This window comes from Desulfosporosinus sp. OT (genome assembly GCF_000224515.1).
GTDB lineage: Bacteria > Bacillota > Desulfitobacteriia > Desulfitobacteriales > Desulfitobacteriaceae > Desulfosporosinus.
This window is the reverse complement of sequence record NZ_AGAF01000169.1, coordinates 46,079-68,743: the sequence shown is the minus strand read 5'-3', so window position 1 is coordinate 68,743 and position 22,665 is coordinate 46,079. Positions and strand designations below refer to the sequence as shown.

25 protein-coding genes are annotated in these 22,665 nt (G+C 46.3%); 22 read left to right on the top strand and 3 right to left on the bottom strand.

Annotated features, from left to right (window positions below; all coding sequences use genetic code 11):
• Positions 1-19 precede the first annotated feature (19 nt).
• Both glp and mobB read left to right on the top strand, forming a co-directional pair.
• Positions 20-1,234, top strand: a complete 1,215-nt coding sequence (gene glp, locus DOT_RS16400) for a gephyrin-like molybdotransferase Glp (protein ID WP_009621076.1) — start codon at positions 20-22, stop codon at positions 1,232-1,234.
• A 2-nt stretch (positions 1,235-1,236) separates the two neighbouring features.
• Complete coding sequence (mobB, locus tag DOT_RS16395) at positions 1,237-1,755, top strand: molybdopterin-guanine dinucleotide biosynthesis protein B (protein ID WP_009621075.1); 519 nt, start codon at positions 1,237-1,239, stop codon at positions 1,753-1,755.
• A gap of 670 nt (positions 1,756-2,425) precedes the next feature.
• On the opposite strand, the gene DOT_RS16390 is transcribed toward mobB, so the two are convergent.
• Both DOT_RS16390 and DOT_RS16385 read right to left on the bottom strand, forming a co-directional pair.
• The gene (locus DOT_RS16390) at positions 2,426-3,340 is read right to left on the bottom strand and encodes a Na/Pi symporter (protein ID WP_085930989.1); all 915 of its coding nucleotides are present in this window, start codon (positions 3,338-3,340) and stop codon (positions 2,426-2,428) included.
• 63 nt (positions 3,341-3,403) lie between these two features.
• Positions 3,404-3,652: a hypothetical protein gene (locus tag DOT_RS16385; RefSeq protein ID WP_040412492.1), complete on the bottom strand. Its 249-nt coding sequence runs from the start codon at positions 3,650-3,652 to the stop codon at positions 3,404-3,406.
• 129 nt (positions 3,653-3,781) lie between these two features.
• On the opposite strand from DOT_RS16385, the gene DOT_RS16380 reads away from it, so the two are divergent.
• The 14 genes from DOT_RS16380 (at position 3,782) to DOT_RS16320 (ending at position 18,553) form a co-directional block, all read left to right on the top strand.
• Complete coding sequence (locus DOT_RS16380) at positions 3,782-4,894, top strand: aldo/keto reductase (protein WP_242833854.1); 1,113 nt, start codon at positions 3,782-3,784, stop codon at positions 4,892-4,894.
• Between the two features lie 134 nt (positions 4,895-5,028).
• On the top strand, positions 5,029-5,535 hold the full coding sequence (locus DOT_RS16375; RefSeq protein ID WP_009621068.1) for a GNAT family N-acetyltransferase: 507 nt from the start codon (positions 5,029-5,031) through the stop codon (positions 5,533-5,535).
• Positions 5,536-6,021: 486 nt separating this feature from the next.
• Complete coding sequence (locus DOT_RS16370) at positions 6,022-7,515, top strand: TldD/PmbA family protein (protein WP_009621065.1); 1,494 nt, start codon at positions 6,022-6,024, stop codon at positions 7,513-7,515.
• Entirely contained in the window at positions 7,512-8,831 is a 1,320-nt protein-coding gene (locus tag DOT_RS16365) for a metallopeptidase TldD-related protein (RefSeq protein ID WP_009621063.1), read from the top strand. The genes DOT_RS16370 and DOT_RS16365 overlap by 4 nt, the downstream gene beginning before the upstream one ends.
• A gap of 20 nt (positions 8,832-8,851) precedes the next feature.
• Positions 8,852-9,613 (top strand): histidinol-phosphatase HisJ family protein, encoded by a 762-nt coding sequence (locus DOT_RS16360; protein WP_009621061.1) that lies wholly within the window; start codon positions 8,852-8,854, stop codon positions 9,611-9,613.
• A gap of 91 nt (positions 9,614-9,704) precedes the next feature.
• Positions 9,705-10,196, top strand: coding sequence for a hypothetical protein (locus DOT_RS16355; RefSeq protein ID WP_009621060.1), 492 nt, complete (start codon positions 9,705-9,707; stop codon positions 10,194-10,196).
• A gap of 121 nt (positions 10,197-10,317) precedes the next feature.
• Positions 10,318-11,013: a hypothetical protein gene (locus DOT_RS16350; RefSeq protein WP_009621058.1), complete on the top strand. Its 696-nt coding sequence runs from the start codon at positions 10,318-10,320 to the stop codon at positions 11,011-11,013.
• Between the two features lie 121 nt (positions 11,014-11,134).
• The gene (locus DOT_RS16345; RefSeq protein ID WP_009621057.1) at positions 11,135-11,503 is read left to right on the top strand and encodes a YlbF family regulator; all 369 of its coding nucleotides are present in this window, start codon (positions 11,135-11,137) and stop codon (positions 11,501-11,503) included.
• A gap of 134 nt (positions 11,504-11,637) precedes the next feature.
• Complete coding sequence (bshA, locus tag DOT_RS16340; protein ID WP_009621053.1) at positions 11,638-12,768, top strand: N-acetyl-alpha-D-glucosaminyl L-malate synthase BshA; 1,131 nt, start codon at positions 11,638-11,640, stop codon at positions 12,766-12,768.
• Between the two features lie 121 nt (positions 12,769-12,889).
• Positions 12,890-13,828: a MoxR family ATPase gene (locus DOT_RS16335; protein ID WP_009621051.1), complete on the top strand. Its 939-nt coding sequence runs from the start codon at positions 12,890-12,892 to the stop codon at positions 13,826-13,828.
• Entirely contained in the window at positions 13,809-15,152 is a 1,344-nt protein-coding gene (locus DOT_RS16330; protein WP_009621049.1) for a VWA domain-containing protein, read from the top strand. Before DOT_RS16335 ends, DOT_RS16330 begins: the two co-directional genes overlap by 20 nt.
• Before the next feature lie 385 nt (positions 15,153-15,537).
• Positions 15,538-15,708 (top strand): 4Fe-4S binding protein, encoded by a 171-nt coding sequence (locus DOT_RS28800; protein ID WP_009621026.1) that lies wholly within the window; start codon positions 15,538-15,540, stop codon positions 15,706-15,708.
• Between the two features lie 140 nt (positions 15,709-15,848).
• Positions 15,849-16,277 (top strand): transcriptional repressor, encoded by a 429-nt coding sequence (locus DOT_RS16325; protein ID WP_009621024.1) that lies wholly within the window; start codon positions 15,849-15,851, stop codon positions 16,275-16,277.
• A 149-nt stretch (positions 16,278-16,426) separates the two neighbouring features.
• On the top strand, positions 16,427-18,553 hold the full coding sequence (locus DOT_RS16320) for a glycosyl hydrolase (protein WP_009621022.1): 2,127 nt from the start codon (positions 16,427-16,429) through the stop codon (positions 18,551-18,553).
• Positions 18,554-18,668: 115 nt separating this feature from the next.
• On the opposite strand, the gene DOT_RS30585 is transcribed toward DOT_RS16320, so the two are convergent.
• Positions 18,669-18,818 carry a hypothetical protein gene (locus DOT_RS30585; protein WP_207637050.1) on the bottom strand — a complete coding sequence of 50 codons (150 nt, stop codon included), beginning with the start codon at positions 18,816-18,818 and terminating at the stop codon, positions 18,669-18,671.
• A gap of 155 nt (positions 18,819-18,973) precedes the next feature.
• On the opposite strand from DOT_RS30585, the gene DOT_RS16315 reads away from it, so the two are divergent.
• From DOT_RS16315 to mraZ, 6 genes are all read left to right on the top strand, one after another.
• On the top strand, positions 18,974-20,038 hold the full coding sequence (locus DOT_RS16315; protein ID WP_009621018.1) for a methionine synthase: 1,065 nt from the start codon (positions 18,974-18,976) through the stop codon (positions 20,036-20,038).
• On the top strand, positions 20,031-20,366 hold the full coding sequence (locus DOT_RS16310; protein ID WP_040412489.1) for a hypothetical protein: 336 nt from the start codon (positions 20,031-20,033) through the stop codon (positions 20,364-20,366). Before DOT_RS16315 ends, DOT_RS16310 begins: the two co-directional genes overlap by 8 nt.
• A gap of 29 nt (positions 20,367-20,395) precedes the next feature.
• Positions 20,396-20,701: a hypothetical protein gene (locus DOT_RS16305; protein WP_040412486.1), complete on the top strand. Its 306-nt coding sequence runs from the start codon at positions 20,396-20,398 to the stop codon at positions 20,699-20,701.
• Positions 20,702-20,826: 125 nt separating this feature from the next.
• On the top strand, positions 20,827-21,024 hold the full coding sequence (locus tag DOT_RS16300; protein WP_009621016.1) for a DUF1858 domain-containing protein: 198 nt from the start codon (positions 20,827-20,829) through the stop codon (positions 21,022-21,024).
• A 206-nt stretch (positions 21,025-21,230) separates the two neighbouring features.
• Complete coding sequence (locus DOT_RS16295; protein ID WP_009621014.1) at positions 21,231-21,821, top strand: LysM peptidoglycan-binding domain-containing protein; 591 nt, start codon at positions 21,231-21,233, stop codon at positions 21,819-21,821.
• A gap of 409 nt (positions 21,822-22,230) precedes the next feature.
• Entirely contained in the window at positions 22,231-22,662 is a 432-nt protein-coding gene (mraZ, locus tag DOT_RS16290; protein WP_176716330.1) for a division/cell wall cluster transcriptional repressor MraZ, read from the top strand.
• Positions 22,663-22,665 lie beyond the last annotated feature (3 nt).

Genomic DNA, 22,665 nt, shown 5'->3' with positions numbered 1-22,665 from the left:
GAGGAAGGAATAGAGATGTATGAAAATAATGATAGAATTAGAAGAGGCAAAGGAGATAGTCCTTGAGCGTATCCATCCAGTGGAAACTGAGTACGTTTCAATTACAGACGCCTATCATCGTGTATTAGGTCAGGACGTGACATCGCAAATGGCTATGCCACCGTTTGCGCGTTCGCCACTGGATGGATACGCTTATCTAGCCTCGGCGTCCGATTCTCAACCGCTCCAGCTTAAGATTGTGAGTGAAATTCCGGCGGGGACCTGGTCAGAACGTGAAATCTTTAGGGGTGAGGCAGCGAAGATATTTACTGGTGCTCCGATTCCTCCAGGTGCCAACTGTGTTGTGCGGAAAGAAGACACCGAGTCGGCGCTGGATAAAGTTACGATCTTGCGACCGGTGTTACCTGGTTCCAATGTTGTACCCCGAGGGGAAGAGATTAAAGAAGGGGACATCCTCTTGAGGAAAGGTTGCTATCTAACCCCACCAGCCGTTGGTTTGCTCGCAGCGGTTGGTTGTGGTCATGTCAACGTCTATCGTCGACCACGTGTGGGGTTACTCTCCACAGGAACAGAACTTATGGATGTGGGGCAACCTTTACAACCAGCTAAGATTTATAATAGCAACAGTTATACGTTACGCGGGATGCTCCAAGTAGCTGGTTATGAGGTCACAGTGATTCCTATTGTTTCTGATCAAATCGATGACACTCTCGAAGCCTTGAGAAGAGTTGCGGCCACGGATATAGTAATATCTACGGGTGGGGCTTCGGTGGGTGATTATGATATAATGCGCCATGCTCTTACTCGGTTTGGTTGTGAAATGTTATTCTGGAAAATAAACTTGAAGCCGGGGACCCCGGCTTCAGTGGGGCAAAAAGGAAAGCAACTCCTTTTTTCTCTTTCAGGGAATCCCGCGGCTGCCATGGTGACATTTGAACTTTTAGTTCGGCCGGCGCTCCGAAAATTGGCGGGACATTCCGCTGTCGAAGCCGGAAAATTCCTGGTCAAAATGGCAAGCGGCTTTAGAAAGCCAGGGAAACAACGCCGCTTTTTACGTGCTCAAGGGGTGCTTAAAGATGGTGAAATTTGGGCAGACCTTGCTCCAGCTCAGGGATCAGGAATTCTACGTTCCATGATTGGTAGTCATCTTTTGGTGGACGTACCTGCAAATCATGGGGCGGTAGAACCTGGGGAACTTCTGAGAGCAGAATGGATTGCAGACTGGGAGAATTAAGAATGAATGAACGTCAGCAAATTCCTGTTATTTCGATTGTGGGCGCAAAGTCTAATTCTGGGAAGACTACGCTCTTAGAAAAGATTATTCGTGAAGCAAAGCGCCGCGGGTGGAGAGTAGCGACCCTGAAACATGATGTTCATGGGTTCGAAATGGATCAACCGGGCAAAGATACGTGGCGCCACGCCCAAGCTGGTGCAGATGTTGTGGCAATCAGCTCATCCCATAAGATTGCAATTATAGAGAGCGTCACAGGCGATCAGTCCCTCGATGAGGTCCTTGCCCGAATTCAGGGGGTGGATGTGATTTTTACCGAGGGGTATAAGCACGGAAACAAACCAAAGATAGAGGTGTATCGTTCGGCAGTGCATCAGGAGCTTTTTTCCAACCCAGAGGAACTTATTGCCATTGCTAGTGATATCTCGTTTAATAACGGGATTCCTTGCTTTGGGCTGGATGATGCCCAAGGGATTTGCGATTTAATTGAAAAAACGTTTGGGCTGAGCAGGGGACTTGTGTGAGGGGACTTGTATGACACAGCGCTCAGTCTTACGACGCAGAGCAAACTAACCGTGAAAGCTCCTTCTCTGGGGAGCGGGGTACATCCTTCGGCGATAGCATTATTTTAAAGAACCCGCCTACGGCGATAATCTCCACTGGAGACTATCGTGCCAAAAGCGCCATCCTTGGCGCATTGGCGGCAGTGCACATCCCTGTGCACTGCCCCGTGTATGGGGTTGGTCGCTTTAACGGAAGTTTGCTAAATCTGCTTACGCAAAGACGTCGCGCTCGTGTCATACTGCGTCCTGGGCTTGGGTCGGTGAACGGAAGGAACGGAATAACGGAACGGGAGAAGGGACGTTTCTTGAGTTGCATTATTGAGTTGTGATAGCATCATGAGACGGCACATTCCATGTGCACCGTCTTGAAACTTGGGTGGTTTCCATGGGGTATGCTAATTCTGTGTAAAGACGTCGCGCTCGTGTCACACTGCGTCCTGGGCTTGGGTAGGAGAACGAAAGAAACGGAATAAGAACGGGAGAAGGAACGGATCTTGAGTCGCATCTTAAGTTGTGGTAGCATCGGGAGACGGTACATTTCATGTGCACCGTCTTGAATCTTGGGTAATTTCACGGAGTATGCTATTCTGTGTAAAGACCTCGCGTTCGTGTCACACTGCGTCTTGGGGCTTCATGGGAGAATCTTTTTTAGGACCCGAGTTGCCCAAGGTAATAATGGCAAGGCTAGTACGGAGGAAAGAAGATTAAAGAGTGTATGGGCGTTAGCAACTTGGCGAGAGAGGCTCCCGCCCATGAGAGTGAGGCCATAGGCAAGTGGTCCGACAAAGGGTAAGAAGAGTAGGACTCCAAATACGTTAAGTAAAATATGAAATAGAGCTACCCGCTTTGCTGCCCGTGAGGAGGCTAGAGCAGCTAAAACAGCGGTAAAGCAGGTGCCAATGTTGGCACCAAAGATGAAGGCGAGTGCAGTAGGGAGGGTAATCCGGCCGTCCTCGGTGAGGAGCATGACAATGCCCGTCGTAGCGGTGGAGGAATGAAGTAGGGCAGACAGTAGTGTACCAGCGAGGACGCCTTTGAGATGGTTGTCGCCTAGTTGCCGGAGGAGATGTTGGATCGATGGACGGTCAGCGAGTGGGCTCATGCCTGCATGGAGTAAGCTTAAAGCGAAAAAGAGAATACCCAGACCAAAGATAGATAGGCAAAGAAATCTCCAGCGGGTCGGTATAAAAAGATAGCCCAAAGCGCCGAGAATCATTATGCAGGGGGTTATGCGTTCCATGGGAAAAGCGAGAAGTTGCGTGGTCAGGGTGCTTCCAATGTTACTACCTAAGATTAGCGCGAGGGCATTTTCAAAGGGGAGTAGCTTAGCATCCACAAAAGATACAGTCATGACAGTCAAGGCAGTACTTGATTGAAGCAGGGCTGTGGATATTGCCCCACTCCAAAATCCTCGTGCTGGAGTCGCGGTCATCTGCAGGAGAGCTTGGCGGAGGCGATGCCCGGCAAAGGACTGAAGCCCTTGGCGTAACATTTTCATCCCCCAAAGGAGAAGGGCAAGGCCCAGGATTAGGGTGAATACATACAAGAGGATTCAGCTCCTTTCGGGAGGGGGAGTCAGTTTCTTAGCACGTTTGCACACGTTCCATTGCTATTCGCTTGTCGCTAAGGCTAAAACGCAAAACCTCTGGGCTTTCTGGTCGAATGCCATGCCATCCTTGGCGCATTCGACACTAGGAACATCCTTGTTCCGTCGCATGTGCGCCGCTCCTTGCCATCCTGCAAGAAGGCTAATACGTGCGAAGACAGTGTCTTCGGGCGATGCTCTAACCTCGAACGTCCTGTTCGAGTCATGGACAAGTCCCGTTGCGTTTCTTAACGCCTTATCGACTGCGCTCATTGACGCAATTCAACTAAAGTGCTCTCTAAGCTAAGAAACTTCCTCCTGGCTTGTGGGTCGACGGAAGTTGGTACGAACGGGGGATGTGCGCTGTTTGCGTTATTAACGCAAATGCGCTGTGTTTGTTTTTTGGGTAAAAGGGGGAGTGAAGAACAGGGAGTATTGGGTAGTGTTGCGCCTATGGACGAAATAAATAGTATAAGAAATAAAAGCGTTGGGCTTGCGAAGGGATCTGAAAAAATGGAAAAGAGAAGATTAGGAAAGTCTGATTTGTGGGTAGCTCCGTTGGGGTTTGGTGGAATTCCGATTCAACGGGTTAGTCAAACGGATGCTGACGGATTGCTTCGTTTAGCAGTGGAAAAAGGGATTAATTTTATTGATACGGCCCGTGGTTATACGGACAGTGAGGAGAAGATCGGGGTTGGGTTAAAGGGGATTCGGCAAGAGGTCATTTTGGCTACTAAAAGTATGGCCCGAAACGGCGTGGCTATGGCGGAAGATGTTGAACGGAGTCTACGTAACTTTCAGACTGATTGGATTGACCTTTATCAGTTACATAATGTTCGAACGGATGAGGAGTGGGCGGAACTAACTTCGCCGGGCGGGGGACTTGAGGCGTTGGAAAAAGCCCGTGATGCGGGGAAGATTCGTTATATTGGGATTACTGGGCATCTCCCGGAAACGTTGTCCCGATTTATTAAGGATTATTCGTTTGTTTCCGTGCAGTTCCCTTACAATTATATTGAGCAAGAAAATCGTCAAGAACTACTTGCAGAAATTACACGGCAGGGACTCGGCACCATTATTATGAAGCCACTTGCTGGAGGGGCATTGCGACAAGTTGGGCCTGCGTTGAGGTTTCTGCTGCAGAAATCCTTCAGTGTTGTTATTCCTGGAATGGATACAATAGAACAGATTGAGGAAAACAGTGCTCAGTTGAGCCAAACGTTTACTGAACAAGATGCCAAAGTACTGGAGTTGGAAAAAGGAGAACTAGGGCAGGAATTTTGCCGTCGTTGTGAGTATTGTCTTCCGTGTACTGAAGGAATTAATATACCAGGACTTTTTCTACTCGAGGGATATTATAATCGCTATAATTTAAAGCAGTGGTCACTGGATCGCTACCTGGGAACGGCTATTAAAGCTGATGCCTGTACGGAATGCGGGGTGTGTGAAACACGCTGCCCGTATCAACTTTCGATTCGTGAAAAGCTTAAACAGGTTCATGCTTTACTTAGTTAAGCAAATTACAGGAATACAAATTATCTGCCAATAAAAAAAGAAAAAAGAACACTAAGCAGTGTTCGGAAAATAATCAGAAAGAAGAGAGTGACACCGGACCGACACTTGCATAAGTTAGCCAAAGAGGTGATTTTATGCGAGTTCGTCAAGGGGATGTTCGCGACTGGCCTTTCATGTATGCCCTGTCTAAAATAGGAATTATAGATAGTATCTCTCCCTGGCGCAAACAGCCAACGGAAGAAACGCTGAATTACAGAGAGGCTATGCTCAAAGGATTCTGGACCTGGATTCAGCAGTCAGGATCAATTGTCTTTATTGCGGAGGTCCCAATAGAAGAGGGAAAATCAAATCTGGAGACGGAAAGAAAACAACCAATCGGGTATTTGGTTCTTCATGCTTCAGCACGGGAAGAAATAACTGGTCTGAATCAGGGATGGATCATGGATTTAGGTGTCCTTGCGGAGTGGAGAGGCAAAGGGGCAGGTCGCTTATTGCTCGAGGCTGCGGAAGAGTATTGTCGTGAACACCGTGTTCCATATCTCGGTCTTGCTGTCACCAGTCATAATGTGAGAGCACTCCACCTCTATGAAAAATTCGGCTTTGCCGAGGAACGAAAGCTAATGGTTAAATTATTAGACTAGATTGGGTATTTTATAAGGACATTTGAGATTAGTGCCTTGCCGAAAATGGCAACGTGCTGTGCTGGAAAGTAGGGACTGCCAGCACAGCGCTTTGTTGTATTTATTTATGCGCTGGTAGATGGCATAAAAAAGCTTGCGACGAACTATTCGTCGCAAGTGAAGTAAAAGAGAGGAGTGGGGATTAAAAAAGAAAACGTGAGACTATTAAAAGTGTGTCCCGAGGCTTTCTCATTTATACAAGCCCCGGGATATATTTTTTACTAGTTAGAAAGTATAAACTGACATCACTGAAACTAGGCGGCCACTTTCGCAGGGGTTGGTGCTGGGTAGAAATAATGGGAGTTTGGGTACGGCCCAGAAAGGGCTGGTAGGTTGATTAACTATTTGACTGCGAATATCGACTTTAGCGGTTTAGGTTTTTTTACGTGGTATAATAACTCCATTGGATAAGAAAGAGCAGATACGCTTAATTATAGGAGGTTAATCGTGGAACAAAAGGAGATTCAAGCGTTGGTTCGCTCAGTTTTGGCAGAGGTTGGGGCTTTTAATGGCTATATCATCGTACGGGCCCAATCTCGCCGGGAATGGAGTATGCGCTTAAGTAACGGAAAGTTTGAACGGGTATCAACAGGCTGGGATAGTGGTCTGGGAGTCCAGGCATTCACGCGAGGTGGGGCAACGGGTTTGGCTACGTCGGATGTGTTAGAGGAAGGGGTTGGGCAGAAACTTGTCGAAAAGGCTATTCAGTTAGCCCGCAGAAATGAAGCAATTGGGACCAAACAGAATCGCCAAATTTGGGAGGCCCCTCAAGTTCAGGCTGAAGAAGCAAATCCTGCCCAAAAGGTTTTTGGAGAAATTCCGTTAGTTGAACTTGAGGAGAAGGTGATGACCTTACACTCTCGTTTGCGGGGTGTTTTTCCCGAGGGAGTCTGGCAAACGAGTTATCGTCAGGTCGAAGAGGAGTGGTGTATCGGGCGTACCGATGGGACGTTGGTGTCTTTTGTCGTTCCCAGAGCGGTGCTTATGCATCAAGGGACGGTACGGAATCAGGGCAAGGCCCAGAGCGCTTTGATTCATCGTAGTGGGAAGGACGCGACAGTGCTTTTTGAAGAATTAGAGGATCATATGCTCGAGAGAAAGGCGACGGACCGGGCTGAATTTGCTCGTGCTGTATGTGCTGCGTCCCAGTTACCGAGTGGTCATTATCCACTCATTATTGACTATGGCCTCGCAAAGGGACTTGCACATGAGGCTTTTGGACATGCGGTGGAGTCGGATCACATGACAGAGTCCGTATTGGGTGAAGAAGGTAAACTGCGTAAGGGTCTACGGGTCGCGAGGCCGGGTGTTAATATTATCGATGGTCCACTCGTTGGAGATTGGGCGTATCAACCTTATTCTGCCAATGGGCTTCCCAGACAAACTGTGACGATAGTTAGGGATGGAGTTTTGGAAGCAGGGTTGGGGGATGTCTTCTCAGCTGAAGAAGCAGGAATGCCTGTGAGCGGAGCTGGACGGGCAGAGAGCTATAGACATATTCCGCTACCGCGAATGAGTAATATCCGGTTGCTTGTTGATCGCATGTTTCCATTAACGCCAGCGGAGCATTTAATGGACGAAGTGAAGGCCGTGCGGGAGACTCTTTTACAATATGGTGAGCTACGAGAGGGAGAAAAAAATCTACTTCTTTTGGGTTATCGTGGCGGTCAAGTCAATCCTAAAACAGGAGACTTTGTCTTTCAATGTGACGGAATCATCGATGTTGCAGATCCTGATCTTCCAATTTATCAGCCCTCGATCTTTAGTGGGAAGATTCTTTCTGCCTTGGAAGCGATTCGGGGAGGGCTTGGCGAAGGGTGTTATGATGCCATTGGCACCTGTGGAAAGGGTGGACAATCTGTTCCATCAAGTGGTGGAAGCCATCGTTATCTGCTTATGGATGCCGATCAACAAGTCAGTTTGGGAGGGGAACGCGGATGAAACTCGTCGCACAATTAGAGGATCTTCTATATCAGTCTCAGCGGGCCCCGAAGAAGGAAGAACTGAGGTTATCTGCTTGGCGTATTTTGGTCCATGAATCGGAAGCGGTGTCCCTGGGTCTCAAAGATAATTCCTCTGGGAGTGTTTATACTCCACCAAGTTATCGTCAAGGTGAAAGTGGCGAAGTTTTCTTGGTCTGGGCGGATGGGACATGCAGTCAGGCTATGGTTCAGTTGTCATCGCTTAACGATCCAGGGTATTGGCTTAGAGAATTGGAACAATGGAGGCAGGCGTCCTATCAAGACCCAGACGCAACACATATCCCTTCTCCAGAGCCGTTGCCGCTGGTAGCTGTTGAGGATCGAGCAATACAAAAAGTCATCGCCGGGGCTGACGATATTTTATTTGATCAAGTCAAGCGCTGGTTAACCGATAAACCCTCGAAGGCCAAGATGCAGGGAGGTATTCAAGTTGCCTGGGGTTATCGGCATGTTCGGACATCGACAGGGCTGGCGGTTACATATCAACAATCCCAATTCATGTCTTGGTTTTCCTTTGACAGCTTGATTGGGGGCGGGTTTGCTAAGCGGCGGCTTAGTAGTCCGCAAGAACAGGAGAATTTGTGGTCACTGACAGTGAATCAGTACGAGGGAATGCAAAAGGAAGCCCCGCCAGTTGGGCCCCAGACTCAAGTAATCTTTGCGCCCTCGATGACGGAGGAGATGCTGGGGCAATTTGTGCTCCCTAATTTTTCAGGAGATCGGGTGATTGAGGGGCAAGGTGCTTTTTCCAAGGAGAATTTTGTTGAACACAGAACGGTGTTTCATCCGCATTTCTCTTTAAGCATTGACCCACTCCGTCCGCTGGAATCGGGATCCTATCTGGTTACGCCTGAAGGAGTACCTGCGCAGCTTACCGTGTTGGTTCGTGACGGACAACTTCAGACTCCTTTTCTGCGGGTTAAAGATGCCGTGCGCTGGGGTGCGAAACCGACCGCTCTACCGCAAGGAACTGCGGGACTCTACCTTAAGCATCAAGCCGAGGTTCCCTGGATCGAGGCTTTACAGGGTGTGGAGGATGGTGTGCTTGTTCTATCCGTACTTGGATTACATACTCAGGAGGCGGTTTCAGGGTCGTACTCCCTGAGTGCCCCTCATAGTTTACGCATTTTGAAGGGTCAGATTGTCGGACGGACGGATGTAAAATTAACCGGTAATTTCATGGCAGATTTACTCGCTTCAACCACGAAGACAGCTCATTCAGAACTTCATACACATCCTTATTTAATGGTAATGACTGGAGTGCAAACTCTTTAGTGATAGGGAGGAACTAAGAGATGTTAGATTTGCATGTTCATCTTGTCGGGCATAACGATCGGGAAGCAAACAGGGAAAATATTCGAGCCTTTTTGGATCAAGCGTCTCGACGGGGGTTGAAGGAGATTGGATTTGCCGATCATGACTATTACTGGGAGCAAATGAACTTTCCGTTGATCCGGGAAGTGGCTAAAGACTATCCTCATTTAGACGTTCGAATTGGACTGGAGGCAGAATATCGCCCGAATGAAGAAGGAAGAATCAAACACCTTTTGGAGCAATTTCCATTTGATTTTGTGATAGGGTCAGTCCACGAGATTAACGGATGGGCTTTTGATATGCCCGAAGAGGAACCCAAGCACTGGCGGAAAGATCCGGATGAGCTTTACAGTGAGTATTTTGAAATTGTGACGCGAGCCGCAAACAGTGGGCTATTTACGACCATTGGTCATTTCGATCTTATTAAAATTTTTGGAGTACGACCTAGAACGGATATTTTAGTGCTTGCTGATCAGGCGTTAACGGCCGTTGCCAGGCACGGTTTAGTCTTGGAGGTGAACACGAATGGCAGGTATAAACCTGTGCAAGAATTTTACCCCGATCAACATCTGAGGGAAGAAATTCTGCGACGGGGGATTGATTTCACTCTAGGCTCAGATGCCCACTCAGCAGAGGTTGTTGGGCGGGATATTGACGAATCGATTCAGTTGTTACGTCAGATCGGAGTCCATTCGGTTATTGGGTTTGCAAGTTTAGATAAAGTGAGCTATTCCCTAGAGTAACATTTTAAGCCCTGAACAGAACCTTTCATGCTATAATTATTTAACTATATGTCTTTATGGCGTGGGTGATTGGTGAAGGGGGTTGCCTACTTTGGCGGATTTGTTCGATGAAAAATGGCTCCTTGAAGAAAGTGCGGCACAGGCCTTGGTGCAAATATTAAATATCCAACAAGAAACGAGTTATGAGATTGTCGAGCATGCAGATCGACCGGACATTGTGATCCAGAATCAACTGGATGGAAGACGCCTAGGTGTGGAGGTGACCCACCTTTTCTACGATTCAGAGGAGGCGCGTTTAATTCTCGGACGATCCCATGAGCATGATCATCCCCCGGAATACATTGAGGAATATATTGGACGCCTTAATGCTTTGTTGCAACAAAAGAGCGAAAAGGCTAAAGGATACAGTCATGAATATCCTTTGGCCCTTTTAATTCGTGTTGTTTCGCCCTTATTTCACATGTACAATTTTAAGACTTATGCCTCAAGGATTGTCGTTCCACCTTCTGATTTTCAGATTATTTGGTTACTCTTCTATGATTTTTTGGAGCAGCGTTGGACTATATTAGAACGGCTGCGCTAAAATTTCAACGGGAGATTAGGAATGATTCGGATGTCTTGAGATATGTAATTTTAAGGGATAGACTTTACATTCCGGTGAAACACTAGTAAGTGTTAAGTCGGTTTGTGAAGGAGACATGCAAATGCCTTGGATAGAAATTGAGCTTTCCCCCCGATCCGAATGGAATGAAGATGGCCTAGAAGATTGGGCACAAGCCCTGGGGTCCTTTTTGTCGGAAAAAGGAACTGGGTTAGAACCGCAGATTCGTATGTTACCTGGATATAATGTACTTCAACTGGGGGAAGCAGGGATTGGAGAACTAACTCTAAGTCGCTCAGAGCGGCTTGTTATTTTGGATGGATTATCATTAAAAGGACATGTGGAATGTGATTTCGCTCGCTTTGCAGTTCGTTTTGCTCGTCATATGGGGGCAGTGGGTTTTTGCGTCTCCGGTGCTAGTTCAGCTGAAAGAAACTTTTGGCGTAAACTAGGTGGCGTTATTCAGCCCGATCCTGTTCCTTTGCAGGGCTCCATTCAGCGTGGGAAAGTAACTATAAAACAGCTTGCCAAATTTAGTTTACTGGTGACATATGAGAATGAGCCTGTCCTTTGCTTGGAACCGATTACGTGTAATGCTCATGCGCCAGGGCTGGCAAGCCTTGCTCAACGTCGCTTGGAAAAAATGTATGGTGGAAGCCCGTTAGGATTTGCCAGTCGGAAGGCTGTTCATTGCCCATGGGTTATTAGCCGGGAGCAATGGGATGATTTACTGTCTTTTAGCCGATTACAGGCCTTTGATCTGTTGGAAGACCTTGTTAATACCAGTCAAGAAATATAAGTGTTCTCTTTATGCCCCACATGAAAGGCTTTTTGATGTGGGGAATTTATTTGTCTCATGTCTGGAAATTCTATATAATGAGACTATTGATAGAGATGGGGACAGAGGAGAGGTATAAGATATGGCTGCTAATGATTTGGCCCATGAATTGGCTCGTACGTTGAAAGAATCGAATGAATTCAAGCAGTTTCTCAAATCCAAAGAAAAGGTTAAGAGTGATGCGAGTAATCACAAGATGCTCCGCGAATTTCAATTGAAACAATGGGAGATTCGTGAGGCCCAAATGTTGGATCAAGAGATCAGCGAGGAGAAGCAGCAAGAGCTAGAACGTTTATATAGTTTGGTAAGTATAAACCCCACAGCTAGAGAATATTTAGAGGCGGAATTCGAGGTTTCGCGTATGGTCAATGATATTCAAAGAATTATTGGAGAAGCGATCCAAGACGTTATGCCAATAGGTTTTGAAGAGAGTTCAGTCGAGAATTGTTAGCATTTTTGAAGAAAAAGATGTCGATGCGGAGCTGGAGTTATGATGCAGAGCACCTTGAGCCGAGGGACTTGGCAGAAGAGCCTTCAGGTTTTATGATCTTTGGAATATGCTGGATTAAGAGAAGGTGCGAATAAATGAAAATCGGAATAGTTTGTTACCCTAGCTATGGGGGAAGTGGAGTTGTTGCGACTGAGTTAGGGTATGCTCTGGGAGAGCGTGGGCATCAGGTTCATTTTATTTCCTCAGCTCGACCCTTTCGACTACATAGATTTCATGAGCAGTTGTTTTTTCATGAAGTCACTGACGTGAGTTATCCCTTGTTTAAATATCCGCCTTACACATTGCTATTGGCCAATAAAATTGTCGAAGTCGCGAACTATGTGGGACTCGATGTGATTCATGCCCATTATGCGATTCCACACAGCATTAGTGCGTATTTGGCTAAACAAATGATGTCACGGCCACTCCCGCTCGTGACGACGCTGCACGGTACGGATGTCACTTTGGTGGGGGCTTATGAAGAGTTCTTTCAGTTGACTCGTATGGCACTGCAAGTCAGTGATCGGATTACGGCTGTTTCGAGCGCCTTGGCAAGGGAGACGGAAGAGGCCTTTGGCGTGTTAGAACAGGGTATTGAGGTTATTCCCAATTTTATTGACCCAAAAGTATACCTGCCAACGGAGAAATCGCTGCAAAGGTGTAGGTGTCATTTTGCTCCGCATGGAGAAAAAATACTGGCTCACATTTCGAATTTTCGGGAAGTGAAAAGGGTTGTCGATGTGGTCAACATCTTTGCCCTGGTTGAGAAGGTTGTTCCCAGCAAGCTCTTGCTTGTCGGAGACGGACCGGAGATGAATCGGGTTGAACGGGAGGTTGTAAAACTTGGGCTTGAGGGGAAAGTTCAATTTCTTGGGAGCCAGGAAAGTGTTCAGGAGATTTTACAGACGGTTGATGTCTTTCTGCTTCCTTCGGCCCAAGAAAGCTTTGGTTTAGTGGCACTTGAGGCGATGGCTTGTGGTGTTCCGGTGATTTGCAGCCGGGTTGGTGGTTTACCTGAAGTGGTTCAACACGGTGAAACAGGTTATCTTGCGGAAGTCGGTGACATCCAAGGGATGAGTGAGTTTGTACTCAAGCTATTGACGGATGACTCGCGTTACAAGGCTTTTTCTGAACAAGCTGTGAATTGGGCGCGAGAAACATTTCCAGTTGACCGAGCTGTACAGGGTTATGAAAAGGTATACGAGGACGCTATTAGAGGTTCATGATTCGTAGTTAGCAGCTAGTAGTTCGAGATTTATAGTTCGAAGTTAGTAGTCCGTGGTTCGAGTTTAATTATTCGAACCACGAACCACAAATATCGAACATCGAATTGGAGGGGGAGATTAGATGCCTAATCAGATGACGCTTGATCAGTTTGAAAACATTTTGGAAGAAATTGGCTATATTACAGAGCGGGATGATCGGATCGCGCTGACAACCTTTTTAGCAACTGAGTTGGATAAGCCACTTTTGGTCTCTGGACCAGCAGGAGTGGGTAAAACAGAAATCGCTAAAGTGTTAAGTAGGGTCTTTGAGGCTCCTTTGATTCGCTTGCAGTGTTATGAAGGACTGGATGAAACGAAAGCGCTCTATGAATGGAATTATCAGCGTCAACTCTTAAAGATTCAAATGGGTCGAGAGCATCTGCAGGAAGAAGATCTTTTTTCCACAGAATATTTACTCCCCCGTCCTTTGTTACAAGCACTTTTGAGTGAGGAGCGAACGGTATTACTGATTGACGAAATCGACAAGACGGATTCGGAATTCGAGGCCTTTCTGTTTGAACTTTTAGGTGAATTTCAAGTTACGATTCCTGAGATGGGTACTATCCATGCAAAAAAACGCCCGATTGTTGTCTTAACGTCAAATGGAGAACGTGAGCTTTCGGATGGGTTAAAACGAAGGTGTATTTTCCTTCATGTGGAGCCTCCTTCGGTCAAGAAGGAAGTCCGTATTCTACGGGCTAAAATACCCGATTTGCCGGAACGATTAGCTTTAGAAGTGGCGAGGGCCGTTAACGTGCTGAGGGAACGCCTTTCCTTAAATAAAATTCCTTCTGTTTCCGAAACAATGGACTGGGCCAAGGCGTTGCTCGTGATGGGTAAAACCGGTCTGGAACCAGCTTGGGTGGATGCAACCCTGACTTTGCTGCTTAAGAGTCAGGAGGATGTGGAACTTTTCTATCGGGAGATGGGAGCCGAACGCCTCCTTTTTGAATCAAGCAAGGTTGAGTCTAGCAAAGGGGCGCAAGGAGAAAGGCATTGCCATGGACACCAACAGAGTTAGTGAATTGGATCGGCATTTAGTAGAATTTGCACAATTATTAAGAACGGTTGGCCTTAAAGTTAGCCCTTCGGAGATTTCAGATGCAACGGAAGGGCTAAGAGTCATTGGAATGGTCGATCGAGATAAGGTTGAGGCTGTACTGCAGGCGACCCTTGTTAAGGATTACAGACATATTTTTGCGTTCAAGGAAGCCTTCCGAGCTTACTTTGCGTCTCTGGAACAAAAAGAGGCTTGGCAGAAGGAAGCAGAAAAGAAAGCTACCCAATGGAATGAGCAGATAGAGAGTACCCACCAGGACCTGCGCTTTCAAGGGAATGAATTGGATCTTACTGAAGAAGAGCGGGCTGTTTATGCCAGTCTTCCTGAGAAGGATAAACAACGCCTACGCGACTTTTTAGAGAAATCATCAATGGGTTCGAAAATTGGGGCTCCAGTAGATCATTTGCATCAGCCTATGGTTGAGCGGGTTCTTCGAGGATCATTAGAGTATTGGCGCAAGAAGTTAAATGAAGAGGATGAGCCGATTCTGGCACCCGGTTCTATGGATGGCGTTTTCTCTGAAGTGGATCGCGCGCTTCATGAACGAGAAGTTGAGGTCTTAAGTCGTGATTTAAAGAAAATTTCCCCTGAAGAATGGCCGGAAGTTATTCGCTTAATCCGCCGTCTAAGTCAACGTCTTGCCAGCCAGTTAACACGTCGCTATCGGGCAGACAGAAGGCGGGGTGGCTTAGATATGCGCTCCACACTGCGTAAAAATATTCGTTATGGTGGAGTGCTTGTAGAGCGACGCTATCGCAGTCGCCGCAAGGGACGGCCTAGGATTATTTTGTTATGTGATATTTCAGGGTCTATGCTTAAATATACAGAATTTATTTGGCAATTCGTATACGGCCTTTCCAACGTTGTCAATGGGATAAAAACCTTTGCCTTTGGGGAATCGTTAATTCCCTTGACCGGGAAACTCCGGAAAGGGCAAACGTTCGAAGCAATGGTTAAAGAAGCCCTCCTAGTGAGTGGGAAAGAATGGGGGGGAGGGACTAACCTAGCTATTGCCTTGGACACTTTGCAAAAAAAGTTTCCTGATACACTTACTAAACAAACTTTACTTCTTATTGTTAGTGATGCCCAAACTCTTGAAGGCGAAAGAGCAGCAACTTTACTAGGTGGAATCCGTCGTCATCTCCGCCAGGTACTATGGCTGAATACACTTCCTGAGCGTCGTTGGATAGAGACTTCCTACGTTAAAGCGTTTCTACCATCTTGCCAAATGTATGAATGCTTTACGCTTGATCACTTAACTACAATTTTAAGCAAGCAATTCTAATAAGCAGGAGGGTTTATTTTGCAGACAAGGAGAGCATACTATTAGTGTGAATTATTTGTACAGAAACACACAAAGTGTGGGGGGTAAACATTAATGTTGGAAAAATGTCGTGCTTGTGGTTTTGAACATGAAGATTTAGATCACATTCTATTCCGCCGGAATCATGTGAGCAATCGCGTTTTGCCTTATTGCTCTCATTGTCTGCGTAGACTTTATCAAGTGCCGTACCGGCCAGAACGGGACCTATAATTGGTTGGATGAAATTATGGGCTAAATGCCACTTACAATTAATTTGCCGACTGGTAAATAATAACGTTTTAGCTTGCCTTTTTTCCGTAGTTTTGGTATATTAATTCTGAAGTTTGGAGAAAAGGGGATGTTGTACATGGCATATGTTATTAGTAATGAATGCATTAGTTGTGGTGCTTGTGAAGCAGAATGTCCAGTTAGCGCGATCAGCGAAGGCGATGGCCAATACGTCATTAATGCAGAACTTTGCACCGATTGTGGCTCATGCGCCAGTGTTTGTCCAGTTGAGGCACCAGGTCAAGCTTAATCATGAATAAATTTGGACTAATAGGTCCATGAAAAAGGAGAGTATTAAGCTCTCCTTTTTTATTGACAGACTACTTATATTATTATAAAATGTAAATTACAATGATTTTAAAATTAAAGATGATGAAAGGAGGTGCGGACATGGATGCAATAGGAATTCTGAAACAATTAAAAGACAAAGGTGTCCGTTTTACACCGCAGAGACAGGCAATTTTGGAGTTCTTGTTGGAAACTGAGTCTCATCCCACAGCCGATGAAATTTATCATCATGTAAAGGCAAAATTCCCTGGAGTGAGTCTGGGAACAATTTATAATACACTCAACATGCTTAAAGAGCATGGCCATCTTCTGGAGTTGTCTTATGGTGATATGTCTAGCCGTTTCGATGGCAACCCCAAGAACCATTATCACATCGTATGTTCACACTGCGGCAGAGTGGTCGATTACCATCGCCCTCTAATTGATATAGATCAAGAGGTTATGGACAATTCCGGCTTTAAAATACTGGGACACCGTATGGAGTTTTATGGGATTTGCCCTGAGTGTCGCAAAGGTGAACGGTTAAACTAAGCTATAGATAAAAATCAAATTAAGCTCATTGACTTAACGCCGTTCTGTGAACCCGTTGCCAATGGGTTTTTTTATTTGTCATCAAAGGGTTTTCGAAATCTTGCACGAATAAGTGTAAGCAGTGAGATAATTTATGAGGAGTATTATAAATGTTCAATCGCCGCTTGATGATCTTCTTTGCTTTATTAGCATTAACATTAGCAACACTTTGGTGGAACTGGCAAAATCCTGTAGGCGAGTCCCTTCAAGCCGGGCAAAGTAGTTTAAGCTCGGTACGTTTTGCACAGAATCTAAACGGGATTTGGGATCAGTTCCCCTCATTGCGGCAGGCGTGGACAACAGAATCCGAACGCGCCAAAGGGAAAAACTATCAATCTTTTTTGACAGGTGGGCGGCCTTTAACGTTACCTTCAAGTGAACGATTTTCGGTTGTGGCCAAGCGTTTTCGAATTCCTGGAGAATGGAGTTCGCGGACGATGCTACTTACATTTAATGGAGTACAGGGGCATGTGAATGTTTATTTGAATGGGATCGCTAGTGAACAGAAAGTTGGCGAATTTGAAGGTAGCGGCGGTGCGGATGAAGTGGAGATTCCACCTAAGGCTTTTCGCTATGGAGAGGATAACATTTTAGTCGTTGAACTTGCCGGAGGCGCAGAGCAACGCACTATGTTATTGGGTTCCGCTTGGCCCAAATCAGGTCGAATATCAGGAGAAATTCGTTTAGAAGCGGTAGTAGAGACGACCTTAATGCCACCGCAGTTAAATGTCTCATGGCATGGAACGACGGCGCAGGTAACAGTAAAGGCTACTTTATTGCATCATGGTTTTTCAGAGGAAGGACCTTGGACGGTCTACGGCGTGCTTTCAGATGGTTCAGCCGGCATAGCTGAACAGACGTTGATAGTAAAATCTCAGGGGAATACGGATCCTCAACCGGTGACGTTGACATTTACTGTTCCGAACGCCCGGCGGTGGACGTTGCAGGCACCTTTTCTCTATCAGCTTCACCTAACTGTCACAAATAACAGAGGAGATCTCGATGATTTGACTTTGCCATTGGGCCTTCGTTCGATGGCTCTAACATCAGGAAAATGGGTTTTAAATGACCAGGTGATCTCTATTAAAGGAGAGGCTTTAATCCCACAGGAGGAATATCGGCTGCGTCATGCCGGACAAGTCAAGTCTTGGTTGACAGCGGAACGGCAAAAAGGGATAAACCTTGTCTACTTTATCGGCCAGATCCCTGATGAACTCTGGCTGCAAGCGGCGGATCAAGTGGGAATGGGGATATGGGCAGAGTTACCTGTTGAGTTGATCCCTTCCAGTCGACTCCCACAATCTGAAGTTTTCCGAGATATAGTTGTAGAGAAAATGAATCATCCGTCCCTATGGGCCTGGACGTTGGGGAAAGGATTGGACACGGACACCTTGGCCCAAACGTATTTCCGGCAGTCTGCAATACAAGTTCAACCCGACTTAGCTTTTGCTCTTAAAGCTACCCCTGTCGTCCTCGCAGGGCTTCCAGTGGAGCAGTCGCTTTATGTTCAGGGGAACAAGATTAAAGGAACATGGGGGCAAGTGACAGTCAAAACTCCTTCTACCACCAGTCCTCATTGGCTTGAAGAACCGATTGTCGCAGAAGTGTGGGCTCTGTTAATGATTTTTCTGGCTTGGATGAATATCCGATCGGTAACTTGGCGTTATAAAGAAATTGGAGAGGAAAGACCGCGACGCCGTTTACGTCGTGCTTGGTTCTGGGATGGGTTGTTTGTGTTTGCTCGCCAAGGGATGCTCGCTGGGCTGATTACTTCTGGGATATTCCGCATCCCGATCCACCTTAGCCCATGGTTCTCACATTTATGGCCCGGAATTGAATTGATACAAAGGCAATCCCCTTGGCAGATTTGGGCGATCTTGGGTGTGTTGTTCATGCTTATTCGATTATTACAGGTTGGTGTGGTTGCTCCGCATTTGCCGGACGCTCCACCTGCGCTTGGACTGGTGCATTGGTTAGAACGTCGCTATCGATGGGCTGTATTTATTGCTATTGGATGGGCTCTGTCCCCTTGGGGGGTTCCGTTCTACATTCCCATACTAGGTTACATTATCCTCGTCTGCCTATTTCTGCCCTTGCGTATTCGCGATATCCACCGTATTGGGGGGCATTATCGGCCGTTTTTGTGGGTACCTGGCATTATTGCCAGTGTTCTATTGTTTTGGGTTATCTTTCACTGCGCAGATTGGATCTATCTTTGGCATATGGTGAGGTTTTGAGAGGAAGTTTCTTAGCCCTTTCGCACACGTTTCATTGCTATTCGCTTGTCGCTAAGACTAAAACGCAAAACCTTTGGGCTTTTCTGGTCGAATGCTATGCCATCCTGCAAGAAGGTTAATACGTGCGAAGACAGTGTCTTCGGGCGCATTCGACACTAGGAACATCCTTGTTCCGTCGCATGTGCGCCGCTCTAACCTCAAACGTCCTGTTTGAGTCATGGACAAGTCCCGTTGCGTTTCTTAACGCCTTATCGTCTGCACTCATTGACGCAATTCCACTAAAGTGCTCTCTAAGCTAAGAAAGTTCCTCCGGGTTTGGTTCGACGGGGGGAGTGAGTGACTTGTCGCGCGCTCTGTGCTTATGACGATCCTGCTGCTAGAAAAAAACTTTAATTCTATAGAAATGGAGGGGGTTAAGAGATGCAAAACGAAGACTTTAAACCGCACTTTCTAACGACGGGGGTAGGAAGTTTGCCTCATACTAATAGTGAAGAAGCTTTAGATTTGATTTGGAGAACTTTTCCGTCAGCGCCACATTGGCCGCAGCTTCCGTGCCGTGGGGCAGAAAGTTCTTTTATTGTGCAATTTCTCAATGTCCTTTTTGAAACTGGAGTCATTGCAGATCTTAAATCGCCGAAGTTTCAAGTCGAAGCGTCGGATTGGGCGGAGCGAATGACAGAGTTTTATACGCTTTATCTTGGAGCGATTGAGGGTGATGAACAAGCTTTTGACCGCTTTGGATTTAGCGTACAGGGCGGAGAAGGGTTCGAGGTCTTCTGTCGTAGTCTTGAACGTTTCGGAACACGGGACGCTGTGCTTTTGAAAGGGCAGCTTAGTGGTCCGTTGACTGTGGGTATGCAAATTATGGATATAAACAAGCGTTCGAGCTATTATAATGATTCCCTTCGGGATATGTTGGTTAAAACTCTTGCCTTGCATGCTGAGTGGCAGACGAAACGACTTCGACAGTTTGGCTTACCAGTTCTGATGTCGATTGACGATCCAGGGATGTTTGCTTTTGGTGCCGCAACCCATGTTACAATAACTAGAGAGCAACTTATTGAAGAACTGAATGTGATTGCGGAAGGAATTCTTAGTCAAGGTGGAATTCCTGGAGTGCATGTCTGCGCAGGGATGGATTGGACCCTTGTTTTTGATTCAAAGGTTCAGGTCGTAAATTTTGATGCTTACGATTATATGCAGAGCATGCTGGCTTCAGCAGAGCCCTTAAATAGATTCTTAGCACGTGGAGGGATTCTTTCTTGGGGCATAGTTCCTACTAATCCAATTGCCTGGGAGGAAAATGTTCAAAGCCTGAGACTTAATTTAGAAGAAAAAATCCGGGAACTCGTAAAACGTGGTGTGGAGGAATCTCTTCTTCGCCAACGAAGTATGTTGACGCCGAGTTGTGGGACGGGAGCGCTTCCAAGAGAATTGGCAGAACATGTCTACGAGTTTGCGTATGAAATGGGGGGACTTGTATGACACAGCGCTCGGTCCTACGACGCAGAGCAAACTAACCGTTCAAGCTCCTGGCTTTAGGGAGCAGGGTTCATCCTTCGGCGATAGCATTATTTTAAAGAACCCGCCTACGGCGATAATCTCCACTGGAGACTATCGTGCCAAAAGCGCCATCCTTGGCGCATTGGCGGCAGCGCACGTCCTTGTGCGCTGCCCTGTATTTGGGGTCGGTCGCTTGAACGGAAGTTTGCTGATCTGCTTACGTAGAGACGTCGCGCTCGTGTCATACTGCGTCCTGGTCTTTGGGTCATGGAGAGCTGGGGAGACGGCACATTTCATGTGCACCGTCTGAAAGTAAGGAAACGGGAGAAGGGACGGTTCTTGGGTTGCGCTCATACTGCGTCCTGGGTGGGCTTGGGTCACGGAGAGCTGTGGAGACGGCACATTTCATGTGCACCGTCTGAAAGTAAGAAAACGGGAGCAGGGCCGGTTCTCGAGTTGCATAAGTTGCGTACGAATCACATCGAGCGTGCCAAGGATGGCAAGCTCCGTGATGGTGAGAAAAAACTTTGTGCACTGCCCCATGCTGAGGTTTCTTTAATAGAGTTGCTAATTCTGCGTAGAGACGTTGCGCTCATGTGGGCACAGTGTGGAAGGGTATGTGAATTGAAGAAATGTCTGCACTAAGTTAGCGCGCCCTGCGGCATTTGAACATCTAGATTCGAGCTTGGGTTGAGAGGTTGCTTCTTTGGCGAAATTGATTTATAATAAAACCGAGCATTTCACTAAGGAATCCAAAGGAGGAACATTACATGTTAACAAAAGAGATGACTGTAGGCCAAGTGTTGAAATTATATCCTCAAACTGTTCAAGTTTTCTTGGAGCTTGGAATGCATTGTTTAGGATGTCCGTCTTCCACAATGGAAAGTATCGAAGGCGCTGCTTTAACCCATGGACGGAATGTTGATGAGCTTGTTGCACAATTGAACAAGGCGATACAAGTAGTTTAATTTTAATGTGATTTAATTAGACGAGCTGGCCCGAATAAAAGGGTCGGCTCTTTTTTAGTTTAATAATTAAATTTGTTATTTATAATTTACAGGTACAAACACATTAATCCTTAGTTACCATATATTGTTAATAGGTAAAGAGGAAAAATGTTTACCGCAAAGTTAAACAAACATCAATTTTGATGTAATTAAAGGAGGAAATTAATATGGACTTACGTTCCGTTGCTTATAACCCTACTCCCGCACCTGGTATGGGTGGAATGATGCAAGGAATGTCCGAAATGCAGGGTATGCAAGGAATGCAGGGAATGCAGGGAATGCAAGGAATGCAGGGCATGCAAGGTATGATGCCTGGAATGCAAGGAATGCAAGGAATGCAAGGAATGCAGGGGGCACCGATGGCAGGTGGTCCTGGGATGTATAACCCTGCTGGTTTCGTGAACCTTGATGTTGACACAGATCCGGGTATGGTTTCGCTTGATCTGGGTGGGCCGATGCCTTGTGCACCGTGTTATGAACCTGCAATGCATCATTGTCCGACTCATCCGCATATGGCTGGGCAAATGGGTTCCCAAATGGGTTCTCAAATGGCAATGCCTTCGCATGGCTATACACCTACCCCTGCTCACGAAGTCTATGTGGTAAAAAAAGGGGATTCGGTTTATAAAATTGCAAAACGCTTTGGTACGACAATGCAAGCCATCATTCTTGGAAACAACTTGCGTAACCCAGATCTTATTTATCCAGGGCAAATCTTATTTATACCCGGAGCATCATCGTCAGAGTATTATGGCTAGAATCTATACCAAGGAGCGTCAAATCTTTACGATCTAGAAATCAGCCTGAATCTTAAGCTAACACTTGGGGTTCAGGTTTTGTTTTTCACAGTCAAAGCTGATTCAGCGAGAACCGACTTTATTTGTCAGCATTTCCTAGTTGTTAACCATTCTGCTAATTACTATTGTAACTTTAAAGAATTTATTAGCCATATTTAGGGAATATAGCTAATAAATTCTTCATTATGTTCGATCGTTCGACAGATTTGTTGGTCGAATGGGCACTAGAGGTAGGACCTTCTTCCTTAATTTAGATATTTTTATGTTTGAGGACAGAATTAGGTTGCAGGATAATTCTTCTGCGCGTAGAATTAGTGGTGTGGAGTGGGGCGAAGTGGGGCGAGTGACCACAGCGGTGGGGTGAACGACATTGTTTATGGGGGAATATATTCATACAATCGATGGAAAAGGTCGGCTGATTATACCGGCAAAATTCCGAGAGGCCTTGGGAGAACAATTTATTGTGACCAAAGGCTTAGATCATTGTTTGTTTGTTTACCCTCCTTCAGAATGGAATACCTTAGAGCAGAAGCTGCGTGCCTTGCCATTTACTCAACCCGACGTTCGTGCCTTTGTCCGTTTCTTTTTTTCAGGGGCGACGGAATGTGAACTGGACAAGCAGGGAAGAATCCTATTGCCAGCTAATTTGCGTGACTATGCGCAATTGGAGAAGAATCTGGTTTTAGTTGGAGTGTCAAGCCGTGTTGAGATTTGGAGCGAGACGCTTTGGACAGAATACAGTCGGCAAGCAGAAAGCGCTTATGCCAGTGCAGCTGAATCCCTAGTACAGCTAGGTATATAGAAA

Excerpts from the sequence above, each read along its gene's own strand:
- glp (WP_009621076.1), top strand. The coding sequence starts at position 20 with ATGAAAATAATGATAGAATTAGAAGAGGCAAAGGAGATAGTCCTTGAG.
- mobB (WP_009621075.1), top strand. The coding sequence starts at position 1,237 with ATGAATGAACGTCAGCAAATTCCTGTTATTTCGATTGTGGGCGCAAAG.
- DOT_RS16385 (WP_040412492.1), bottom strand. The coding sequence starts at position 3,652 with ATGAGCGCAGTCGATAAGGCGTTAAGAAACGCAACGGGACTTGTCCAT.
- DOT_RS16375 (WP_009621068.1), top strand. The coding sequence starts at position 5,029 with ATGCGAGTTCGTCAAGGGGATGTTCGCGACTGGCCTTTCATGTATGCC.
- DOT_RS16365 (WP_009621063.1), top strand. The coding sequence starts at position 7,512 with ATGAAACTCGTCGCACAATTAGAGGATCTTCTATATCAGTCTCAGCGG.
- DOT_RS16360 (WP_009621061.1), top strand. The coding sequence starts at position 8,852 with ATGTTAGATTTGCATGTTCATCTTGTCGGGCATAACGATCGGGAAGCA.
- DOT_RS16350 (WP_009621058.1), top strand. The coding sequence starts at position 10,318 with ATGCCTTGGATAGAAATTGAGCTTTCCCCCCGATCCGAATGGAATGAA.
- DOT_RS16345 (WP_009621057.1), top strand. The coding sequence starts at position 11,135 with ATGGCTGCTAATGATTTGGCCCATGAATTGGCTCGTACGTTGAAAGAA.
- bshA (WP_009621053.1), top strand. The coding sequence starts at position 11,638 with ATGAAAATCGGAATAGTTTGTTACCCTAGCTATGGGGGAAGTGGAGTT.
- DOT_RS16335 (WP_009621051.1), top strand. The coding sequence starts at position 12,890 with ATGCCTAATCAGATGACGCTTGATCAGTTTGAAAACATTTTGGAAGAA.
- DOT_RS16330 (WP_009621049.1), top strand. The coding sequence starts at position 13,809 with ATGGACACCAACAGAGTTAGTGAATTGGATCGGCATTTAGTAGAATTT.
- DOT_RS28800 (WP_009621026.1), top strand. The coding sequence starts at position 15,538 with ATGGCATATGTTATTAGTAATGAATGCATTAGTTGTGGTGCTTGTGAA.
- DOT_RS16325 (WP_009621024.1), top strand. The coding sequence starts at position 15,849 with ATGGATGCAATAGGAATTCTGAAACAATTAAAAGACAAAGGTGTCCGT.
- DOT_RS16320 (WP_009621022.1), top strand. The coding sequence starts at position 16,427 with ATGTTCAATCGCCGCTTGATGATCTTCTTTGCTTTATTAGCATTAACA.
- DOT_RS30585 (WP_207637050.1), bottom strand. The coding sequence starts at position 18,818 with ATGAGTGCAGACGATAAGGCGTTAAGAAACGCAACGGGACTTGTCCAT.
- DOT_RS16315 (WP_009621018.1), top strand. The coding sequence starts at position 18,974 with ATGCAAAACGAAGACTTTAAACCGCACTTTCTAACGACGGGGGTAGGA.
- DOT_RS16300 (WP_009621016.1), top strand. The coding sequence starts at position 20,827 with ATGTTAACAAAAGAGATGACTGTAGGCCAAGTGTTGAAATTATATCCT.
- DOT_RS16295 (WP_009621014.1), top strand. The coding sequence starts at position 21,231 with ATGGACTTACGTTCCGTTGCTTATAACCCTACTCCCGCACCTGGTATG.